This window comes from Stenotrophomonas sp. C9D9 (assembly GCF_056491205.1).
In genome coordinates this window covers 253,795-271,700 of record NZ_JBSZIF010000003.1, presented here as the reverse complement: position 1 = coordinate 271,700, position 17,906 = coordinate 253,795, and the positions used below count along the sequence as shown (strand labels likewise).

Genomic DNA, 17,906 nt, shown 5'->3' with positions numbered 1-17,906 from the left:
GCCAACGGTCCTGCACGCCCATGCCCTCAGCCTCTGGATACATTGCCGCGAGCGCGGTGAGCTTTGTCGCAGGCGATCTGCTTTTGGTAGCTGCCAACCTTGGTTGGCAACCGCTTTTGACTTTGCTTTTTTCTTTTGACTTTGAATTTCCGCTCTCGTTCCGCGCGCTGGAAACTGTCCGGAGCCGGAGCAAGGCGGCAGGCAGGACCGTGAGGCGCATGGATGCGCCGACCGAGCCTACAGGGACGTATTTACGGCGTGTCCTGCCTGTCGCCTTGCTCCTGCTCTACGCGCGGAAAAACGAGGCGCCGCGAACACCCGCTCCTACTTCGCATACTGCCCGCCGCAGTCGGCATCCTTGCCCGGCCCCAGTTCGATGGTCGCCAGCAATGCCGCCGGCGGGGCGATGCTCCCCAGCGCCAGGGCCACCGCGCCGCGGATGCCCAGCGCCTTGAAGTCCGGGCGGAATGACGGGTCCTTGAAGGTGCCGGCGATGTGCAGCGGCGAGCGCAGCACCAGGATGCTCTTGTCCTTCGGCCGTGGCTTCAACAGCAGGTCCAGGGTCTCATCGCGAAGGCTGACCGTGCCCTCGCCGATGATGATCGTGTCGGTGGTATCCACCGCCAGCGCCTGGCTGGTCATCAGGCCGTCGCGCACGCCGAAGTCGGCGAAGGCGCAGCGCAGGGGGATCTGCTTGTCGCCGGTCACCAGGAATTTCAGCGACTCGGTGATATCCAGGCCGGCCAGCTCCATCACCAGGTTGCCGACATGGCCACGGCCCATCGCCAGGCCGACCTTGCCGTTGCTGCTGCCGAGCATCGCGGCGATCGAATTGCCGCGGCCACTCAGGTCCACCTCGCCGCCGATGCCGCCCTTGGCCTGTTCGGCCAGCTTGGCGTCGGGGAACAACTGGCCGAGCTGCACGCCGCGCACGCTGGCCTTCAGCGCGGTACTGATCTGCGGCTGGCGCGCGTCCATGCGGATCGTGCTGCGGATGTCGCCGCCGGCGACGCCGAAGTTCAGTGGGTCCAGCCGCAGCACGCCGTCATCCAGCAACAGGTGTGCATCCATGTCGTCAAGCGGCAACGAGGGCGCGTTGATGCGATGGGCCTTCCAGCGCACGTCGGCATCCATCGCACGCAGCTTGCCGAGGTTGTAGGGCGTGTCGGGCAGCACGCGCGCACGGGCAGCCACCCGTGCGGCCTCGGCCTTCTGCTGCGCATTGGCGGTTTCGCCGCCGCCGGTCTTCGGTGGCGCACCGACGAAGCCGGCCAGGTCATCGAAGTCCAGGCGTCTGGATTCCAGCGTGGCCGTCAGTCGCGGGCGCGCGCCGCCCACTTCGAACTGCAGGTTGCCGCCGAGGTCGCTGTCGCCGACCTTGCCGGTGAACTGCTCATAACGCCAGAGGTTGTGGTCACGCTTGAGCCGACCGTTCAACGCATAGGGCGGGGACGGCGGAATGGCGATGCCGAGCAAGGGGTAGAGGTCGGCCAGGTCCTGGCCGCTGAGCGCGAACTGCAGGTCGAACACACGCAGCTGGAAGGGGTTGGTCAATGTGCCGCTGGCGACGGCGTGGGTGGCGCCGGCGCGGCCGTCGAGGTGGATGCGGAACGGGTGGTCGCTGTCGGTCAGCTGCAGTGGAGATTCGGTGCCGCCGCGAAGGGTGAACGGATTGCCCTGCCAGTGCCCTTTACCCTGCACCAGCAGAGGCGGTGCGGCGTCGGCCTGCTTCGGCTGGCCGCTGCGCACGTCCACGCGGATATCGGTGCGGCCGAGCGCATCGAGGAACTGCAGGCGGCCGTCATCGATGCGCAGCCGTTTGAGCTGCGGGCTTGCCCCGCCGGCGCTGTCACCGAGGAAATCCCAGTTGCCCGGTTCGCCCTTGCGCGGGGCGGTTTCCAGCAGCACGTCCGGCCGGGTCAGGCGCACTTCGGGCAGCTGCACGCTGCCGCGCAGCAGGGGCCAGACCCGCACGTCGATCTCGACGCGGTCGGCGCTGGCCATGTTCGGCTGCTTCGCCCAGCCTGCATTGGCGAAGGTGATCGCATCGGCGCGGATCGTACTGGTACGGCCGAGGTCGACATCAAGGTTCCCGATGTGCAGCACACGGCCGGTACGCGCCTGCACGGCACGCTCGACCGGTCCCTTGAACCAGTTCCAGTCCCACAGGGCGATCAGCACCAGGATCGCCGCCAGCAGAAAGACCAGGGCGGTCAGCCAGCGTCGGCCACGTGGGCCGGGTCGACGGAGGCGCCAGCGCGAGGTGCGCGGCGCGGCGGGGGAGGCGGCGGCATTCACGCGGCCATGGTTGCTCCCTCATCGTGGACGGGGCGCGAAGCGTCCATGTGCGCGGTGTGCACGCACACATGGACTGGGATCTACAGCACCTGCATGGTGACCGCGACGAAGTGGCAGACGCTGCCACCGATCACGAACAGGTGCCAGATCGCATGCGAATAGGGGATCGATTCGCGGTGGTAGAAATAGGTGCCCAGCGTGTACGACAGGCCGCCGGCCAGCAGCCAGCCCAGCGTCCAGCCGTCGATCGAGGCCAGCATCGGCTTGACCGCCACGATCACCAGCCAGCCCATGGCCACGTAGATGGCGGTGGACAGGCGCTTGAAACGGCCGGTGTAGAACAGCTTGAACACCACGCCGGCCAGGGCCAGGGTCCAGATCGCGGCGAACAGGCCCCAGCCCCACGGGCCGCGCAGGCCGATCAGGGTGAATGGGGTGTAGGTGCCGGCGATCAGCACGTAGATCGCGCAGTGGTCGAACACCTTGAGCCGCCCCTTGGCGACCGGGTGCTGGATGGCGTGGTAGAGGGTGGAGGCGGTGTACAGCAGCAGCAGCGCGATGCCGAACACGATGGCACCGGCCAGCTGCCAGCCATCGCTGTAGATGGCGGCCAGGGTGATCAGCACCGCGCCGGCACCCAGTGCGAACACGGCACCGAGGCCGTGGGTCAGGGCGCTGGCGATTTCTTCGCGGATCGAAGCAACGGAAGTCGTGGACATGACGTAGGCATCGTTCGCGGGGAGGGGGACCCGCACCCCTCTATCATCGCCGCGATGGGCGACATGTGCACGCCCGTCACCGTATGGTCGGTGAATCCCTGTGTTGCGTGGATGAACCGCCCGCGACGGCTGGGGTCAGAGCTCTTTCCTGCCGGAAAGGGATCCGACCCCGTGGCATCAGCCTACCGAAACGGTATGCGCTGCTTCGCGGGTGGCCGAGAAGCGCACGTCCGGCGAGCGTTCCTGGGCCAGCTGCAGGTTGACCCGGGTCGGTGCCAGGTAGACCAGGTGGCCGGCCGCATCCAGCGCCAGGTTCAGCGCGTTCTTCTCGCGGAACTCTTCCAGCTTCTTCTCGTTGCTGCAGTGGACCCAACGCGCAGTGGTCACGCTGACCGGCTCGAAGGTGGCTTCCACACCGTACTCATCCTTCAGGCGGTAGGCGGCCACGTCGAACTGCAGCACGCCGACGGCACCCAGGATCAGGTCGTTGCTGGTGAGCGGGCGGAAGAACTGGGTCGCGCCTTCCTCGGACAGCTGGGCCAGGCCCTTCTGCAGCTGCTTGAGCTTGAGCGGATCGCGCAGGCGGGCGCGGCGGAACAGTTCCGGGGCGAAGTTGGGGATGCCGGTGAAGGTCACCGCTTCGCCTTCGGTGAAGGTGTCGCCGATGGAGATGGTGCCGTGGTTGTGGATACCGATCACATCGCCCGGCCACGCCTCGGCGGCGATCTCGCGGTCGCTGGCCATGAAGGTCAGCGCGTTGGCCAGCTTCATTTCCTTGCCGGTACGCACGTGGAAGGTCTTCATGCCAGCGCTGAAACGGCCCGAGCAGACCCGCATGAAGGCCACGCGGTCGCGGTGCTGCGGGTCCATGTTGGCCTGGATCTTGAACACGAAGCCGGTCAGCTTGTTTTCTTCCGGGGCGATCTCGCGGCCGGTGGTGGAGCGCGCCTGCGGCGACGGTGCGTGCTCGACGAAGAAGTCCAGCAGCGGCTGCACGCCGAAATTGTTCACGCCGGACCCGAAGAACACCGGGGTCTGCTTGCCGGCGCGGTAGGCGTCCAGGTCGAACGGGTGGCTGGCGCCCTGCACCAGTTCCAGTTCGTCGCGCAGGTCGGCCAGCATCTGTGCACCGATCTTCTCGGCCAGGCCCGGGGCATCGATGGACGGGAAGATGGTCGAGTCCTGGCGGGTGAAGTTGCGGCCCGGTTCGTACAGGTGCACTTCGCCGGTCAGCAGGTGGACCACGCCCTTCAGGCGCTGGCCCATGCCGATCGGCCAGGTGACCGGCGCGCACTGGATGCCGAGCACGGTTTCCACTTCATCCAGCAGCTCGATCGGGTCCTTGCCCTCGCGGTCGAGCTTGTTGATGAAGGTCATGATCGGGGTGTCGCGCAGGCGGCAGACTTCCATCAGCTTGATGGTGCGCTCTTCCACGCCCTTGGCCACGTCGATCACCATCAGCGCCGAGTCCACCGCGGTCAGCACGCGGTAGGTGTCTTCGCCGAAGTCGGCGTGGCCGGGGGTGTCGAGCAGGTTGACGATCTTGCCTTCGTACGGGAACTGCATCACCGAGGAGGTGACGGAGATGCCGCGCTCCTTTTCCAGCGCCATCCAGTCGGACGTGGCGTGGCGGGCGGCCTTGCGGCCCTTGACCGAACCGGCCATCTGGATCGCGCCTCCGAACAGCAGCAGCTTTTCGGTCAGCGTGGTCTTGCCGGCGTCAGGGTGGGAAATGATGGCGAAGGTGCGGCGACGCGACGCTTCGTTGGCGACTTCGGACATGGCAGTGGCGCCCGCCCGGGGCGCTTTTCAAAGAGATAAGCGCCCGATTATACCGGCCGGGGCCGGTCAGCGCCCGGTACCGCCGTCGGCCTCGCCCTGGCGGGCGAACTGCAACTGGCCCTGCTCGGCAAAGATGCGCACCGGCACCGAGCGCAGGCCCATGCCGCGGTTGACCTGCACCACGAAGTGCAGGTGCGGGGCACTGCTGTAGCCGCTGTTGCCGGACAGGCCGATCGGCTGCCCGGCGCCCACTGCCTGGCCACGGCGCACGCGCATGCCACCGGCCTGCAGATGGCCGTACAGGGCCATGCTGCCGTCGCTGTGCAGCACGCGGATGAAGTTGGCGCGGGCACCATCGCGTTCGCGGTCCTGGCCGTTGCCACGGAAGCCATCCTGGATCTGCATCACCGTGCCCTCGCGCGCGGCCAGCACCAGGGTACCCTCCGGCAGCGCGAAGTCGACCGCGTCGCGGTTCTCCTCGTCGTCATGGCTGAAGCGTCCCTGCGGCGCCTGGTCCACGCGCAGGCGGGCCGCATCGAAAGGCAGGCGGTAGGCGACATCTTCGGCCTGTGCGGCCGGGTTGCCCGGCACCGACTGCAGGCGCAGGTCCAGCGTGCGGCCATCGATCGGGGCGGTCAGGTGGCCGACTACCAGGCTGCTGTCGCCCTGGATCAGCGATTCGACCGGGAGGCCTTCGACCGGGTGTCCGGGGGCGGCGCGCAGCTGGATCTGCAGCGGCCCTGCCAGCCCGTTGTCGATCCGGGCCTGCCATTGCGTACCGACCGGCTGCAGGCGCAACTGGGCCATGGGGGCGGCGCCTCCGGCGCTGCCTGAGCGGGTTGCCGAGGCAGGCGAGGCAACCAGTCCCCAGCCCTGGCGCCAGTCGCCGGCGTGTGCGGTCGCGCTCGCCAGCAGAGGCAGCAGCAGGCAGGACAGGGGCAGGCGCGGCATCGGCGTTTCCAGCGAAAAGGACCGCCGGGACTGTAGCTGATCCTGAACGGGGCGACCGGGACGGCCTTCGCATAGCGGCGCCAAAAATATTCATCGCTTTATCCGCATGAAGGGATTGACAGTGCCGGAAAGGGCTGGCATCGTGGCCCCACCATCGAGACCGGCAGAGGGACAGGCCCTTTGAAGCCGGGGCAGCCCGCAGGCGCGCAAGCATCTGCGTAGGTGCCAAATCCTGCGGGGACCGTGGCGTCCACCGAAAGATGGTTCGAACCATGCACCACACGTGCATCTCGAACGCGGGCCCCGCGAAGGCTCGATGGCCGATTCCCCAACCGGATCCCGCCATGAGCTTCGCCGCCAGTACCGCGCTTCGCCCCGAACCCTTTGTCCCCGTCAGCGTGCCGGTTGAAGACCGCGTGCATGCCGAGCGCGGTGAGTTCGCCGCGGTGCTGTCGATGCGCCACGCCGGCCCCAGCCCGGTGCGCCTGCGCTATGAGTGGGTCGGCCCGGCCAACGCACCGGTGGTGGTGCTGGCCGGCGGCATTTCCGCCCATCGCCACGTGGCGTCCAACGCGCAGTTCAGCGAGAAGGGCTGGGCCGAAGACCTGGTGGGCAGCGGCCGCGCGCTGGATCCGCAGCAGCTGCGCGTGCTGGCCTTCGATTTCATCGGTGCCGACGGTGCACTGGATGTGCCGATCGATACCGCCGACCAGGCCGATGCCTTGGCGCTGCTGCTGGACCATCTCGGTATCCGCGCGCTGAAGGCCTTCGTCGGCTATTCGTATGGTGCGCTGGTCGGCCAGCAGTTCGCGATCCGGCATCGTGCCCGCGTGCGCCAGCTGGTGCTGGCCAGCGGTGCGCATCGCCCGCATCCGTATGCCGCCGCCTGGCGCGCATTGCAGCGCCGCGCGGTCGCGCTGGGCCAGCTGCAGTGCGGCGAAGACCACGGCCTGGCCCTGGCCCGGCAGTTCGCCATGCTCAGCTATCGCACGCCGGAGGAATTCGGCGAGCGCTTCGATGCCGCGCCGGAGGTCATCAATGGCCGTGTACGTGTAGCCGCCGAAGACTATCTCGATGCGGCCGGTGCGCAGTACGTCGCGCGCACGCCGGTGACCGCCTACCTGCGCCTGTCCGAATCGATCGACCTGCACCGCGTCGACCCCACCGCGATCCTGCCGCCGACCGTGGTGGTGGCCGTGGAGGGCGACCGCCTGGTGCCGCTGGCCGACCTGGTCGGCCTGGTCGAAGGGCTGGGCCCGCGTGGCAGCCTGCGCGTGCTGCGCTCGCCCTATGGCCACGACGCCTTCCTCAAAGAAACCGATCGCATCGACGCGATCCTCGCCACCGCCTTCCGCACTTCTGGAGAGTCCACATGAGCCTGCACGCCAACGAGCCGTCCTGTAGTCGTACCACTGCCGCCGTCCGTGCGGGCATCGATCGGGACACCGCGCATGGCGCAGTCACGCCGCCGATCGTGCTGTCGTCGAACTTCAGCTTTGAAGGCTTCGGCAACAAGCGCCAGTACGACTACACGCGCAGTGGCAACCCCACCCGCGATCTGCTGGGTGAAGCGCTGGCCGAACTGGAGGGCGGCGCCGGCGGCGTCATCACCGCGACGGGCATGGGCGCGATCAATCTGGTGCTGAACGCGCTGCTGCAGCCGGGCGACACCCTGGTGGTGCCGCACGATGCCTACGGCGGCAGCTGGCGCCTGTTCAATGCGCTGGCGAAGAAGGGCCACTTCGAACTGGTCACCGCCGACCTGACCGATCCGCGCGCGCTGGCGCAGGCGCTGGCCACGCAGCCGAAGCTGGTGCTGGTGGAAACCCCGTCCAACCCGCTGCTGCGCATCACCGACCTGCGCTTCGTCATCGATGCCGCGCACAAGGCCGGTGCACTCGTGGTGGTCGACAACACCTTCCTGTCGCCGGCGCTGCAGCAGCCGCTGTCGTTTGGTGCGGACCTGGTGCTGCATTCCACCACCAAGTACATCAATGGCCACAGCGATGTGGTCGGCGGTGCGGTGGTCGCGCGCGATCCGGCGCTGCACGAGCAACTGGTGTGGTGGGGCAACGCGCTGGGCCTGACCGGTTCGCCGTTCGATGCGTTCCTGACCCTGCGCGGCCTGCGCACGCTGGATGCGCGCCTGCGCGTGCACCAGGAAAACACGGCGTCGATCGTTGCCCTGCTGGACCAGCATCCGGCGGTCGGCGCGGTGTACTACCCGGGCCTGGCCGATCACCCGGGCCACGCCATCGCCGCGCGCCAGCAACATGGCTTCGGCGCGATGCTGTCGTTCGAACTGGCCGACTGCGAAGGCGATGATCCGCACGCGGCAGTGCGTGCGTTTGTCGACGGGCTGCGCTGTTTCACCCTGGCCGAATCGCTGGGCGGCGTCGAAAGCCTGATCGCGCATCCGGCCACCATGACCCATGCAGCGATGACGGCCGAAGCACGCGCGGCGGCCGGCATCAGCGAAGGACTGCTGCGCCTGTCGGTCGGTATCGAGGCCGAACGTGACCTGCTGGCCGATCTCGGTGCCGCGCTGCAGCGCGCCGAAGCGGTGATCGATGCCGCCGCACGTCGCAAACAGGTGGTGGACGCATGAGCGCACTCGCCGCTGACATTCCTGCGCTGGGCGCGGGACGCCTGGCATTGCTCGGTACCGGTACGGTCGGCTCGGCCTTCGTGCAGCGCTACCAGGCGCTGCAGGCACGCGGGTTGGAACTGCCCAGCGTGCAGTGGCTGGCCAACTCGCGCACCGCGCTGGAGATCGATCGCGACCTGGCGTTGCCGCTGGAACTGGCACGCCGTGCACCGCGTGGCGGCCTCAACTCGCCGCCGTGGGCCAGCGCCGAAGGACTGGAGCGTGGCGACGTGGTGGTCGATGCCACGGCCAGTGAAGACGTGGCCGCCCGCCACGTGCAATGGCTGGCGCGCGGCGTGCACGTGGTGACCGCCAACAAGCTGGGCCGAGGCGCGCAGCTCGCCCGCGCGCAGGCCATTGCCGAAAGCTGTGCCGACAGTGGCGCGCGGTATGGCGACAGCGCCACCGTGGGCGCCGGCCTGCCGCTGCTGAGCAGCCTGCGCGCGCTGGTGGCCGGTGGTGATCACATCCACGCCATCGAAGGCGTGCTGTCCGGTTCGCTGGCGTGGCTGTTCCATCGCTATGACGGCCAGTCGCCGTTTTCGGCTGCGGTGCGTGAGGCACTGGCGGCCGGCTATACCGAACCGGACCCGCGCCTGGACCTGTCCGGCGAGGACGTGCGCCGTAAGCTGCTGATCCTGGCGCGCAGCAGCGGGCTGGCGCTGGATGCTTCGCAGGTGCAGGTGGATTCACTGGTGCCTGATGCGCTGGAGGCGTTGCCACTGGAAGATGCCGTGGCTGCCTTGGAGCAGCTGGATGCGCCGCTGCAGGCGCGTTGGCAGCAGGCACGTGACAACGGTCGCGTGCTGCGTTTCGTTGGCCGTGTTGACGGCGAAGGTGCGCAGGTGGGCCTGCGCGAGCTGCCTGCCGATCATCCCTTGGCGCAGGGCGCGGGCACCGACAACCGCGTGGCCATCCACAGCGATCGCTACCGCCGCCAGCCGTTGTTGATCCAGGGGCCGGGCGCCGGCGCGGAAGTCACTGCGGCCGCGTTGCTGGATGACGTGCTGCGGATCGTGGGTTGATCGCACCGCTTCTGTAGAGCCGAGCCTACGCTCGGCTGCTGCTGGCAAAATCCCCTCCTGCCGGATGAGCCGAGCGTGGGCTCGGCTCTACAGGGGAGGGCTGCCGTTCAATGCGCTTTCAATGCCTTCAGCAACGCCGCATTGAACTGCTTCGGGTCCTGCACCTGCGGCGAATGGCCCAGTTCGGCGAACTCGACCAGCGTCGCGCCGGGAATCGCTGCGGCCGCCGCCTTGCCGAGTGCCGGATAGTTGCCCAGCGCCGCCTTCACCGCAGGCGGTGCCTGGTCACGGCCGATCGCGGTGCGGTCCTTCTGGCCGATGAACAGCGTGGTCGGCACCTGCAGGTTTTTCAGTTCGTACACCACCGGTTGGTTGAACACCATGTCCGAGGCCAGCGCCTGGCTCCATGCAACGGCCTGCTTGCCCGGGCCTTCGTACATGCCCGACTGCATCCGCGCCCACGGTTCGTAGGCCGGCTTCCATTTGCCGTCGTAGTACACCTCCAGCTGGTAGCGGCGGATGCTGTCATAGCTGATGTTCATTTCGCCGGCGTACCACGCGTCGACGCTGCGCCAGGGGACGCCCAGCGCCTTCCAGTCTTCCAGGCCGATCGGGTTGACCAGCGACAGGCTGCGCAGGTCCTGCGGGAACATCAGCGCGTAGCGCACCGCCAGCATGCCACCCATCGAGTGCCCGACCAGGTGCACCGGTACATCACCCAGCTGCAGTTGCTGCAACAGCGCATGGGTGTTGGCGGCCAGCTGCGCGAACGTGTACTGATAGCGCTCCGGCTTGCTGGACTTGCAGAACCCCACCTGGTCCGGGGCGATCACCCGGTAGCCGGCGTTCAACAGCGGCGCGATGGTCTGCTGCCAGGTGGCTGCGCAGAAATTCTTGCCGTGCAGCAGCACCACCACGCCGATGGCGCGGCGTTTGGGCAGGACATCCAGGTAGGCCATTTCCAGTGGCTGCCGCTGCGACTCCAGCGCGAAGATCTTCACCGGATAGCCGTAGTCGAAGCCCTCCAGCCGCGGACCATAGGTCGGCGCGGCAAACGCGGACAGCGGCAGGCAGGCAAGCAGGGCAGCAGCGATCACGCGCATGGGGCAAATCCGGGGCAGGGTAGCCCCGAGCCTAACCGGAACGCGGTGACGGTGTCGTCCGATGTAGAGCCGAGCAGGGGCCCGGCTCCACAACTCAGCACTCGATGACGTTCACCGCCAGGCCACCGCGGCTGGTTTCCTTGTACTTGTCCTGCATGTCGCGGCCGGTATCGCGCATGGTCTTGATGACCTTGTCCAGCGACACCTTGTGCTTGCCGTCGCCACGCATCGCCATGCGCGAGGCATTGATCGCCTTCACCGCGCCCATCGCATTGCGTTCGATGCAGGGGATCTGCACCAGGCCGCCGATCGGGTCGCAGGTCAGGCCGAGGTTGTGTTCCATGCCGATTTCCGCGGCGTTCTCGATCTGGCTGGGATTGCCGCCCAGCGCCGCGACCAGGCCACCGGCCGCCATCGAGCAGGCCACGCCCACTTCGCCCTGGCAGCCGACTTCGGCGCCGGAAATCGAAGCGTTTTCCTTGTACAGGATGCCGATCGCCGCCGAGGTCAGCAGGAAGTCGAACACGCGCTGCTCGTTGGCGCCGGGGCAGAAACGGTCGAAGTAATGCAGCACCGCCGGCAGCACGCCGGCGGCGCCGTTGGTCGGTGCGGTCACCACGCGGCCACCGGCGGCGTTTTCTTCGTTCACCGCCAGTGCGTACAGGTTGACCCAGTCCAGCGTGGTCAGCGGGTCGCGCATCGCCGCTTCCGGCTTCGACGACAGTTCGCGGTACAGCGCCGGTGCGCGACGGCCGACCTTCAGGCCACCCGGCAGCACGCCTTCCTCGCGGATGCCACGCGCGACGCACGACTGCATCGCGCTCCAGATCTCGCGCAGGTTGGCGCGGATCTCGTCTTCGCTGCGCCAGCACTTCTCGTTCTCGAACATCAGCTGGGCGATGCTCAGGCCGCTGCGCGCGGTCTGCGCCAGCAGCTCGTCGCCGCTCTTGAACGGGTAGGGCAGCGGGGTCTCGTCGGGCACGATGCGGTCATCGGCCGCGTCGTCCTGGTTGACCACGAAGCCGCCACCGACCGAGTAGTAATCGCGGGTGGCGATCACTTCATCGTCGGCGTTGTACGCGGTGAAGCGCATGCCGTTGGTGTGGTACGGCAGCTTCTGGCGCTTGTTCATGCCGAGGTCGCGCTTCTCGTCGAAGGCGATCTCGTGCTGGCCCATCAGCTGGATGCGCTTGCTGCTGCGGATGCGCTCCAGGGTGGCCGGGATGATGTCCGGGTCGATCAGGTTCGGCCGCTGGCCCTCCAGGCCCAGCAGGATCGCCTTGTCGGTGCCATGGCCGCGGCCGGTCAGCGCCAGCGAGCCATAGACATCGGAGCGGATGCGCGCGACCTCGTGCAGGCGGCCCGGATCGAGCAGCCAGCGATGGATGAATCGCTCGGCGGCCTTCATCGGCCCGACGGTGTGCGAGGAACTCGGACCAATGCCGATCTTGAAAACGTCGAACGTGCTGACAGCCATGGATGCCAAACTGCGGGTACCGGACAAGCGGCTATTCTAGCGGCTTGCCGGGCCATCCGATGGCTGCGGCGCAGCATTTCCACCACGGGAGCCTGACTGGTGTTGACCCTGATCCAGCGTGACGATTGCCACCTGTGCGACCTGGCCCTGGCCGAACTGGCCAAAGCGCGGGCGCCGGAGTTCGAATCGGTGTTCCTGGATGACCAGCCGGCGCTGGAAGCGCGCTATGGCGCGCGGGTGCCGGTGCTGCGCGACGAGCGCGGCGAGCGCGAGCTGGACTGGCCGTTCGATGCGGCCACGGTGCAGGCGTGGTTGGCCGAAGGCGGTCAGGTAGTGCCGTCCGCTGGCCGGCAACCACCCGATATCCGTTAATGCCGGCCAGCGGCCGGCACTACCGGAAGCGTCTTATTTCGCGTCGAACTTCACGATCGTGCTGATCGCGGTGTCGTCCGGAATGGTCTTGGTATCGGCCCAGTCACCGCCGCCGACGCCGAAGTCCAGACGCTTGACCGTGGCCTTGCCGGTCAGCACCGGCTGTGTGCCCGGCTTCCAGGTGAAGGTGAGGGTGACCGGCTTGCTGACACCGCGCAGTTCCAGGGTGCCATCGGCGGCGAACTGGTCGTTGCCCACGGCGCGGAAGCCCTTGGCGGTGTAACGCGCAGTAGCGAACTTGCCGACATTGAAGAAGTCGGCACCCTGCAGGGTCGAGTCACGGTCGCTGTTGCCGCTCTTGGCGCCTGCCAGCGGAATCACCACATCCAGCGAGCCGACGGCCGGGTTGGCCGGGTCGAAGCTGAGCTTGGTGGCGAAGCCCGGGAAGCTGCCGGTGAACACTTCGCCGTCGTACTTGGTGGCGAACACCAGGATCGAGCCGGCACCCGGGGCCTGCGCATAGTCCGCAGCGAGCGCCGGGGCGGTGGCCAGCATGCCGGCCAGGGCGGCGGCCACGGCGGCCGGAGTGGTCAGTTTCAGGTTCATCGGTCAGTCCTTCTGAGGGGAGGCGAGCCAGCCGCGCGGCAACATGCGGGACAGCGTTGCATCGCGCTGGAACAGGTGGTGGTAGAAAGCAGCGCCGGCATGGGCCAGCACCACCGCGATCAACAGCCAGAAGCCGTACTCGTGGAGGGCATGGGATACCGCGACGACCTGCGGGTCGGGGCCGCTCAGCTTGGGCACGTCGACCAGGCCGAACCAACGGAACGGGCGCAGGCCACTGGCCGAATCGTACAGCCAGCCCGACAGCGGGATGGCGAACATCAGCACATACAGCAGCACGTGGGTGGCACTGGCGATGCGCTCCTGCCAGCTGGGCACGCCCGGCACCGGCTTCGGTGCACCGGCATACAGGCGCCAGCCGAGACGGAACAGCACCAGCGCCAGCACGGTGATGCCGATCGACTTGTGCGCGGTGTAGACCCAGAAGTACTTGGGCGTCTTGGGCAGTTCGCCCATGGTCAGGCCAACCACGCCCAAGGCGAGGATCAGCAGTGCGATCAACCAGTGCAGGATCTGGCTGACACTCCCCCAGGCGGCGGGGGTGTTCTTGGCGGTCATGAAGGGTCCTTGGGGGCCGTCGTGTGGTCGGAGTGTGGAACGGGAGCGGGAGTTCCCGGGGCGTCGCTGCGGTCGAGGGTGGCCTCAGCCTCGATCCGCACCTGTACCGCATCACCGATGACGCCCGGCCAGGCGGTGATGCCGAACGCGCGCCGGCTCAGCGTCGTGCTGGCGGAAAACCCGGCGGTGCGTCGGAAGGGAGGGAGCGGGTAGCGCTTGAGCGCGTTGAGGGTCACGTCCAGGGTGACTTCCTGGCTGACCCCGCGCAGGGTCAGCGTGCCGATCACATGCGCATGCTTGGCGTCGATCGGTTCGACCCGGCTGGAGACAAAACGCGCGGTCGGGAATCGCTCGCCATCGAGCAGGCTGCGGGCCAGCGTGGCCTGGTTCCACTTGGCGTCGCCAAGGTCCAGACGCGACACAGGAATGTCCACTTCCAGGGTGGCATCGCGCCAGTTGTCGGGATCGAACAGCACGCGGCCTTCGCTGCCGGACACCGTGCCCATGGCCTGCGAGTAGCCCGCGTGGTCGATGGAGAACAGCACCCGCGTGTGCACCGGATCGAGGCGATAGGTGTCAGCGGCCGCCCAGGCAGGGGCGGTGGCGAGCAGCATCGGCAGCAGGGCCAGGCAGGGACGCATCGATGGCGGGCTCCGGAAGGGGACGCTGTGATCATACGCACAGCCCCCTGCCAACGTTGCGTGCATGGCTGCAACAGTTCGTGGTGGTGCCACCGCTGGAAACAGCCTGTTGCAGCCATGAACCCGGCCCTGTGTGACAATCGGCCCAGGACAGGGGGTTCAGGATGACGAGCGGCTGGCGCCGGTGGTGCCGTGGCATCGCAGGTATGGGACTGCTGCTGATGGCGATGGCCACGGCGGCTGCGACCCTGGACATGGCAGAAACACCGCGCCTGCGCCGCTTCGGTGCCGCCGAAGGCTTGCCGTCGCGCATGGTGGTGGCGCTGGCCGAGGACCGCCAGGGCCACATCTGGGCCGCCACCGATGGTGGGCTCGCCCGTTATGACGGCAACAGCCTGCGAGTCTGGGAGCACGATCCGGAACAGCCGGGCTCGCTGCCTGGCAACGAGATCGAGACCCTGCTGATCGATCCGCTGGACCGGGTCTGGGTGGGCATCAACGGCAAGGGCGTGGCCCGCCTGGATGCCGACCGCGAGCGCTTCCGGACCTTCGACACGGTCAATTCCACCTGCCAGGGGCAGTTCTGGGCACTGGCCTATGTCGACGATGCCTTGTGGATCGGGACCAACAACCATGGCGTCTGCCGGCTTGGCGAAGACGGCAGCGTGCGCCTCTACACCCATGATCCAGCGCAGCCGGGGGGCCTGCCCAGCAACAGCATCTTCACCAGCCTGGTCGATACGCGGGGCCGCCTGTGGGTGGGCACCGAAGCCGGCGTGGCGCGTTGGAACGGCAGCGGGTTCGAGCCGGTGGCCGCGCGGGAACTGGGCACGCTGAGCGTGCTCCGGTTGAGCCGTGATGCGGAGGGTTCGATCTGGGTGGGCAGCCAGAACGATGGCCTGTACCGCATCGACGGGCAGGACCGGGTCAGTCGTCCGCGATGGGCCGACAGCGCCCAGCTGCGCTCGGCCCTGGTCCTGGCCGATCGCCAGGGGGGCTACTGGGCCGGCACCTCCGATGGTTTGTTGCGGGGGGATGCGGCGGCGCTGCGCCGGCTGGAGGGCGACCGCGGCAGCGGCTTCCTGACCGCGCACAGCGGTGTGCTCGATCTGCTGCAGGACCACGAGGGCGGATTGTGGGTGGCGCTGCTGACCCAGGGCCTGGCCTATCTGCCACCGGACTGGCGGCGCTTCTCGATCTGGAACCAGCTCGACGGCAAGCCGCTGGACAGCCAGTACCTGTTGAGCGCGGCCAGCGACGGCAAGAACTACTACGTCGGCTCGGCGCGAGGGGTCTATCAGCTGGATGCGCAGGGCACCCTGCGCCTGCTGGCCAGCGACCGGCAGCTGGGCAACGGCGTGGTGTGGTCGGTGCTGCCGCGCCCGGATGGTCGCCTGTGGCTGGGGCGCGGCGGTCGCATCACCGTCTACGATCCGGCCACCGGCGCGCTGCGCGATCTGCGGATCGATGGCAGTGCCGATCTGCGCCAGCGCATCGACCTGATGCGGCAGGCGCCCGACGGCACGGTGTGGGTGTCGGTGATGGGCCTGGACCTGCAGCAGCGCAATGCAGAGGGCCGGCTGCTGCACAGCTATCCGCTGGAGCATTTCCGCGGGACCGCCGATGCGCCGATCGAGCAGATCCGCTTCGACGCCCATGGCCGGCCCTGGGTGATGGGCGACATGGGCATCTGGCGCGAGCAGGCTGGACGCTTCGAGGCAGTGCCGGGTGTTTCGCGCGGGCCCATCTACGACCTGGTGTGGATCGATCCGCAGCAGTTGTGGCTGGCGCGCCAAGGCGCCTTCGAGCGCTACCAGTGGGATGGCATGAGCCTGCGCCTGATCCAGCGCATCGACGGCAGTGCAGGCGTGCCGCCGGTCACCATGGGGGGGCTGGCGCTGGCCGACAATGGCCAGCTGTGGGCCACCACGCCGCGCGGCCTGCTGCGTTGGGACCCTAAAACGCGGCGCCTGCAGCAGTTCAACGAGCGCGATGGACTGTCCGATGCGGAGTTCACCGGCCGGCCACCAGCAGTGAATGCCGATGGCCGCGTGCTGGCCGTCACCCAGACCGGGTTGGTTGCCTTCGATGTGAATGCCGACGACACCGTGCTGCCGTCGTCATCGCTGGTGATCGCCGAAGTGCGGGTACGCCGCGACGACGCGCGCGGCTGGCAACCGTTGCCGCTCACCGGCACCCTGTTGCTGGGACCGGATGACCGCGATCTGCAGATCGATGCGCGGCTGCTGTCCTATGCCAGCCCGCAGGGCAACCGCTACCGCTTCCGCGTGCAGGGCTACGACCAGGACTGGGTGGAGCAGGGCGGCGATGGCCAGCGCACCCTGTCGCGGCTGCCGACCGGCAGCTACGTCATCGAGGTGCAGGCAGCGACCGCCCGGGGCGCGTGGACACCTTCGCAGCAGTTGCAGGTGAAGGTGCTGCCGCCGTGGTGGCGCAGCGGCATGGCGATCTTCGGCTACATCCTGCTGGGGTCGCTGCTGCTGGTGGTCCTGGTCTGGTCGGTCCGCGCGCGGCTGCGCCGTCGCCAGCAATGGCAGCTGACGGTGCACAAGCAGCAGCTGGCCGAACAGGCCTCGCAGGCCAAGAGCCGTTTCCTGGCCACGCTGGGCCACGAAGTGCGCACGCCGATGACTGGCGTGCTGGGCATGAGCGAGCTGCTGCTGGCGACCCCGCTGGATCCGGTGCAGCGCGGCTACGCGGGGTCGATCCAGCAGGCCGGTAGTCATCTGCTGCGGCTGGTCAACGATGCGCTGGACCTGGCCCGCATCGAAGCCGGGCGGCTGGAGCTGGACCTGCGTCCGTTCGATCTGGGGGAGCTGCTCGACCAGGTGCAGGGCCTGATGCAGCCGATGGCGCAGCAGCGCCAGCTGGAGTTCCAGCGCGGCGAAGATCCGCCCGGGCCGGTGAGTGTCAGCGGCGACGAGATGCGCGTGCGCCAGATCCTGCTGAACCTGCTCGGCAACGCGATCAAGTTCACCGAGCGTGGCCACGTCGGCCTGGCCGTGCGCCTGGAAGAAAAGGGCGGGCTGTGTTTCGAAGTGCATGACAGTGGCCCGGGCATCAATGCCGAACAGCAGCAGCGCCTGTTCCATCGTTTTGAACAGGCCGACGGCCCGCGCACCGCGTCGCGCTACGGGGGCAGCGGGCTGGGGCTGGCGATCTGCCAGGAGCTGGCGATGGCGATGGGCGGGTGCATCGAAGTAGACAGCCAGCCGGGCAAGGGCGCGCGGTTCCGCGTGCGCCTGCCGTTGCCCTGGACGCGCCAGGCCGCCAGCACCGCGGGCGAGGTCGCGGCCCTGCCGGAACTGCCGCCGCTGCGCATCCTGCTGGTCGAGGACGATGCCACGGTGGCCGAGGTCATCGCCGGCCTGCTGCGGGTGCGCGGGCATGAGGTGGTCCACGTGCTGCATGGCCTGGGCGCGCTGTCGGAGATCGCCACCGATGGTTTCGACGTCGGCCTGCTCGATCTCGATCTGCCCGCGCTGGACGGTACGGCCATCGCCCGCCAGCTGCGCACCATGGGCTATGAACTGCCGCTGGTGGCAGTGACTGCCCGTTCCGATGCCTACGCTGAAACCCAGGTGCTGGCCGCAGGCTTCGATGGCTTCCTGCGCAAGCCGGTGACCGGCGATCTGCTGGTGGCGGCCATCGCCCAGGCGCGTGCGAAACGGCAAGCGACTGCGTGACT

Annotated in this window: 14 protein-coding genes and 1 riboswitch; of the genes, 5 read left to right on the top strand and 9 right to left on the bottom strand. The window is 68.1% G+C overall.

The window, feature by feature from the left end:
- Positions 1 to 324 precede the first annotated feature (324 nt).
- The 4 genes from ACXI0D_RS03190 to ACXI0D_RS03175 all read right to left on the bottom strand — a co-directional run bounded on the left by ACXI0D_RS03190 (position 325) and on the right by ACXI0D_RS03175 (position 5,750).
- Positions 325 to 2,298 carry an AsmA family protein gene (locus ACXI0D_RS03190; protein WP_479642292.1) on the bottom strand — a complete coding sequence of 658 codons (1,974 nt, stop codon included), beginning with the start codon at positions 2,296 to 2,298 and terminating at the stop codon, positions 325 to 327.
- Positions 2,299 to 2,378: 80 nt separating this feature from the next.
- The gene (gene trhA, locus ACXI0D_RS03185; RefSeq protein WP_014038156.1) at positions 2,379 to 3,017 is read right to left on the bottom strand and encodes a PAQR family membrane homeostasis protein TrhA; all 639 of its coding nucleotides are present in this window, start codon (positions 3,015 to 3,017) and stop codon (positions 2,379 to 2,381) included.
- A gap of 177 nt (positions 3,018 to 3,194) precedes the next feature.
- Positions 3,195 to 4,799 carry a peptide chain release factor 3 gene (locus ACXI0D_RS03180; RefSeq protein ID WP_014038155.1) on the bottom strand — a complete coding sequence of 535 codons (1,605 nt, stop codon included), beginning with the start codon at positions 4,797 to 4,799 and terminating at the stop codon, positions 3,195 to 3,197.
- Positions 4,800 to 4,865: 66 nt separating this feature from the next.
- On the bottom strand, positions 4,866 to 5,750 hold the full coding sequence (locus ACXI0D_RS03175; RefSeq protein ID WP_119006636.1) for a M23 family metallopeptidase: 885 nt from the start codon (positions 5,748 to 5,750) through the stop codon (positions 4,866 to 4,868).
- Positions 5,751 to 5,898: 148 nt separating this feature from the next.
- Positions 5,899 to 6,017, top strand: a riboswitch (SAM riboswitch).
- Positions 6,018 to 6,094: 77 nt separating this feature from the next.
- On the opposite strand from ACXI0D_RS03175, the gene metX reads away from it, so the two are divergent.
- Genes metX through ACXI0D_RS03160 form a run of 3 tightly spaced genes read left to right on the top strand, consistent with a single transcriptional unit; the run spans position 6,095 to position 9,422 of the window.
- A complete protein-coding gene (gene metX / locus ACXI0D_RS03170; protein ID WP_049442996.1) occupies positions 6,095 to 7,126 on the top strand; it encodes a homoserine O-succinyltransferase MetX in 1,032 nt (343 codons plus the stop codon).
- Positions 7,123 to 8,358 (top strand): O-succinylhomoserine (thiol)-lyase, encoded by a 1,236-nt coding sequence (locus ACXI0D_RS03165; RefSeq protein WP_101765934.1) that lies wholly within the window; start codon positions 7,123 to 7,125, stop codon positions 8,356 to 8,358. The genes metX and ACXI0D_RS03165 overlap by 4 nt, the downstream gene beginning before the upstream one ends.
- Entirely contained in the window at positions 8,355 to 9,422 is a 1,068-nt protein-coding gene (locus ACXI0D_RS03160) for a homoserine dehydrogenase family protein (protein ID WP_479642291.1), read from the top strand. The genes ACXI0D_RS03165 and ACXI0D_RS03160 overlap by 4 nt, the downstream gene beginning before the upstream one ends.
- Before the next feature lie 107 nt (positions 9,423 to 9,529).
- Here ACXI0D_RS03160 and ACXI0D_RS03155 read toward each other — a convergent pair whose 3' ends face one another.
- Together ACXI0D_RS03155 and ACXI0D_RS03150 are read right to left on the bottom strand one after the other, a co-directional pair.
- The gene (locus tag ACXI0D_RS03155) at positions 9,530 to 10,525 is read right to left on the bottom strand and encodes an alpha/beta fold hydrolase (RefSeq protein ID WP_432592346.1); all 996 of its coding nucleotides are present in this window, start codon (positions 10,523 to 10,525) and stop codon (positions 9,530 to 9,532) included.
- Positions 10,526 to 10,619: 94 nt separating this feature from the next.
- Positions 10,620 to 12,002: an L-serine ammonia-lyase gene (locus ACXI0D_RS03150; protein WP_049443000.1), complete on the bottom strand. Its 1,383-nt coding sequence runs from the start codon at positions 12,000 to 12,002 to the stop codon at positions 10,620 to 10,622.
- A gap of 99 nt (positions 12,003 to 12,101) precedes the next feature.
- Between ACXI0D_RS03150 and ACXI0D_RS03145 the strand changes: the two genes are divergently transcribed.
- Complete coding sequence (locus ACXI0D_RS03145; protein ID WP_080347449.1) at positions 12,102 to 12,374, top strand: glutaredoxin family protein; 273 nt, start codon at positions 12,102 to 12,104, stop codon at positions 12,372 to 12,374.
- A gap of 33 nt (positions 12,375 to 12,407) precedes the next feature.
- On the opposite strand, the gene ACXI0D_RS03140 is transcribed toward ACXI0D_RS03145, so the two are convergent.
- The 3 genes from ACXI0D_RS03140 to ACXI0D_RS03130 are packed head-to-tail and all read right to left on the bottom strand — an operon-like array spanning position 12,408 to position 14,197.
- The gene (locus ACXI0D_RS03140) at positions 12,408 to 12,980 is read right to left on the bottom strand and encodes a YceI family protein (RefSeq protein WP_049443002.1); all 573 of its coding nucleotides are present in this window, start codon (positions 12,978 to 12,980) and stop codon (positions 12,408 to 12,410) included.
- A 3-nt stretch (positions 12,981 to 12,983) separates the two neighbouring features.
- Positions 12,984 to 13,556, bottom strand: a complete 573-nt coding sequence (locus ACXI0D_RS03135; RefSeq protein WP_005418388.1) for a cytochrome b — start codon at positions 13,554 to 13,556, stop codon at positions 12,984 to 12,986.
- Positions 13,553 to 14,197: a YceI family protein gene (locus ACXI0D_RS03130; RefSeq protein WP_014038146.1), complete on the bottom strand. Its 645-nt coding sequence runs from the start codon at positions 14,195 to 14,197 to the stop codon at positions 13,553 to 13,555. The genes ACXI0D_RS03135 and ACXI0D_RS03130 overlap by 4 nt, the downstream gene beginning before the upstream one ends.
- Before the next feature lie 164 nt (positions 14,198 to 14,361).
- Here ACXI0D_RS03130 and ACXI0D_RS03125 point away from each other — a divergent pair, with 164 nt between their 5' ends.
- The gene (locus tag ACXI0D_RS03125; RefSeq protein ID WP_049443003.1) at positions 14,362 to 17,904 is read left to right on the top strand and encodes a sensor histidine kinase; all 3,543 of its coding nucleotides are present in this window, start codon (positions 14,362 to 14,364) and stop codon (positions 17,902 to 17,904) included.
- The last annotated feature ends 2 nt before the right edge of the window (positions 17,905 to 17,906 follow it).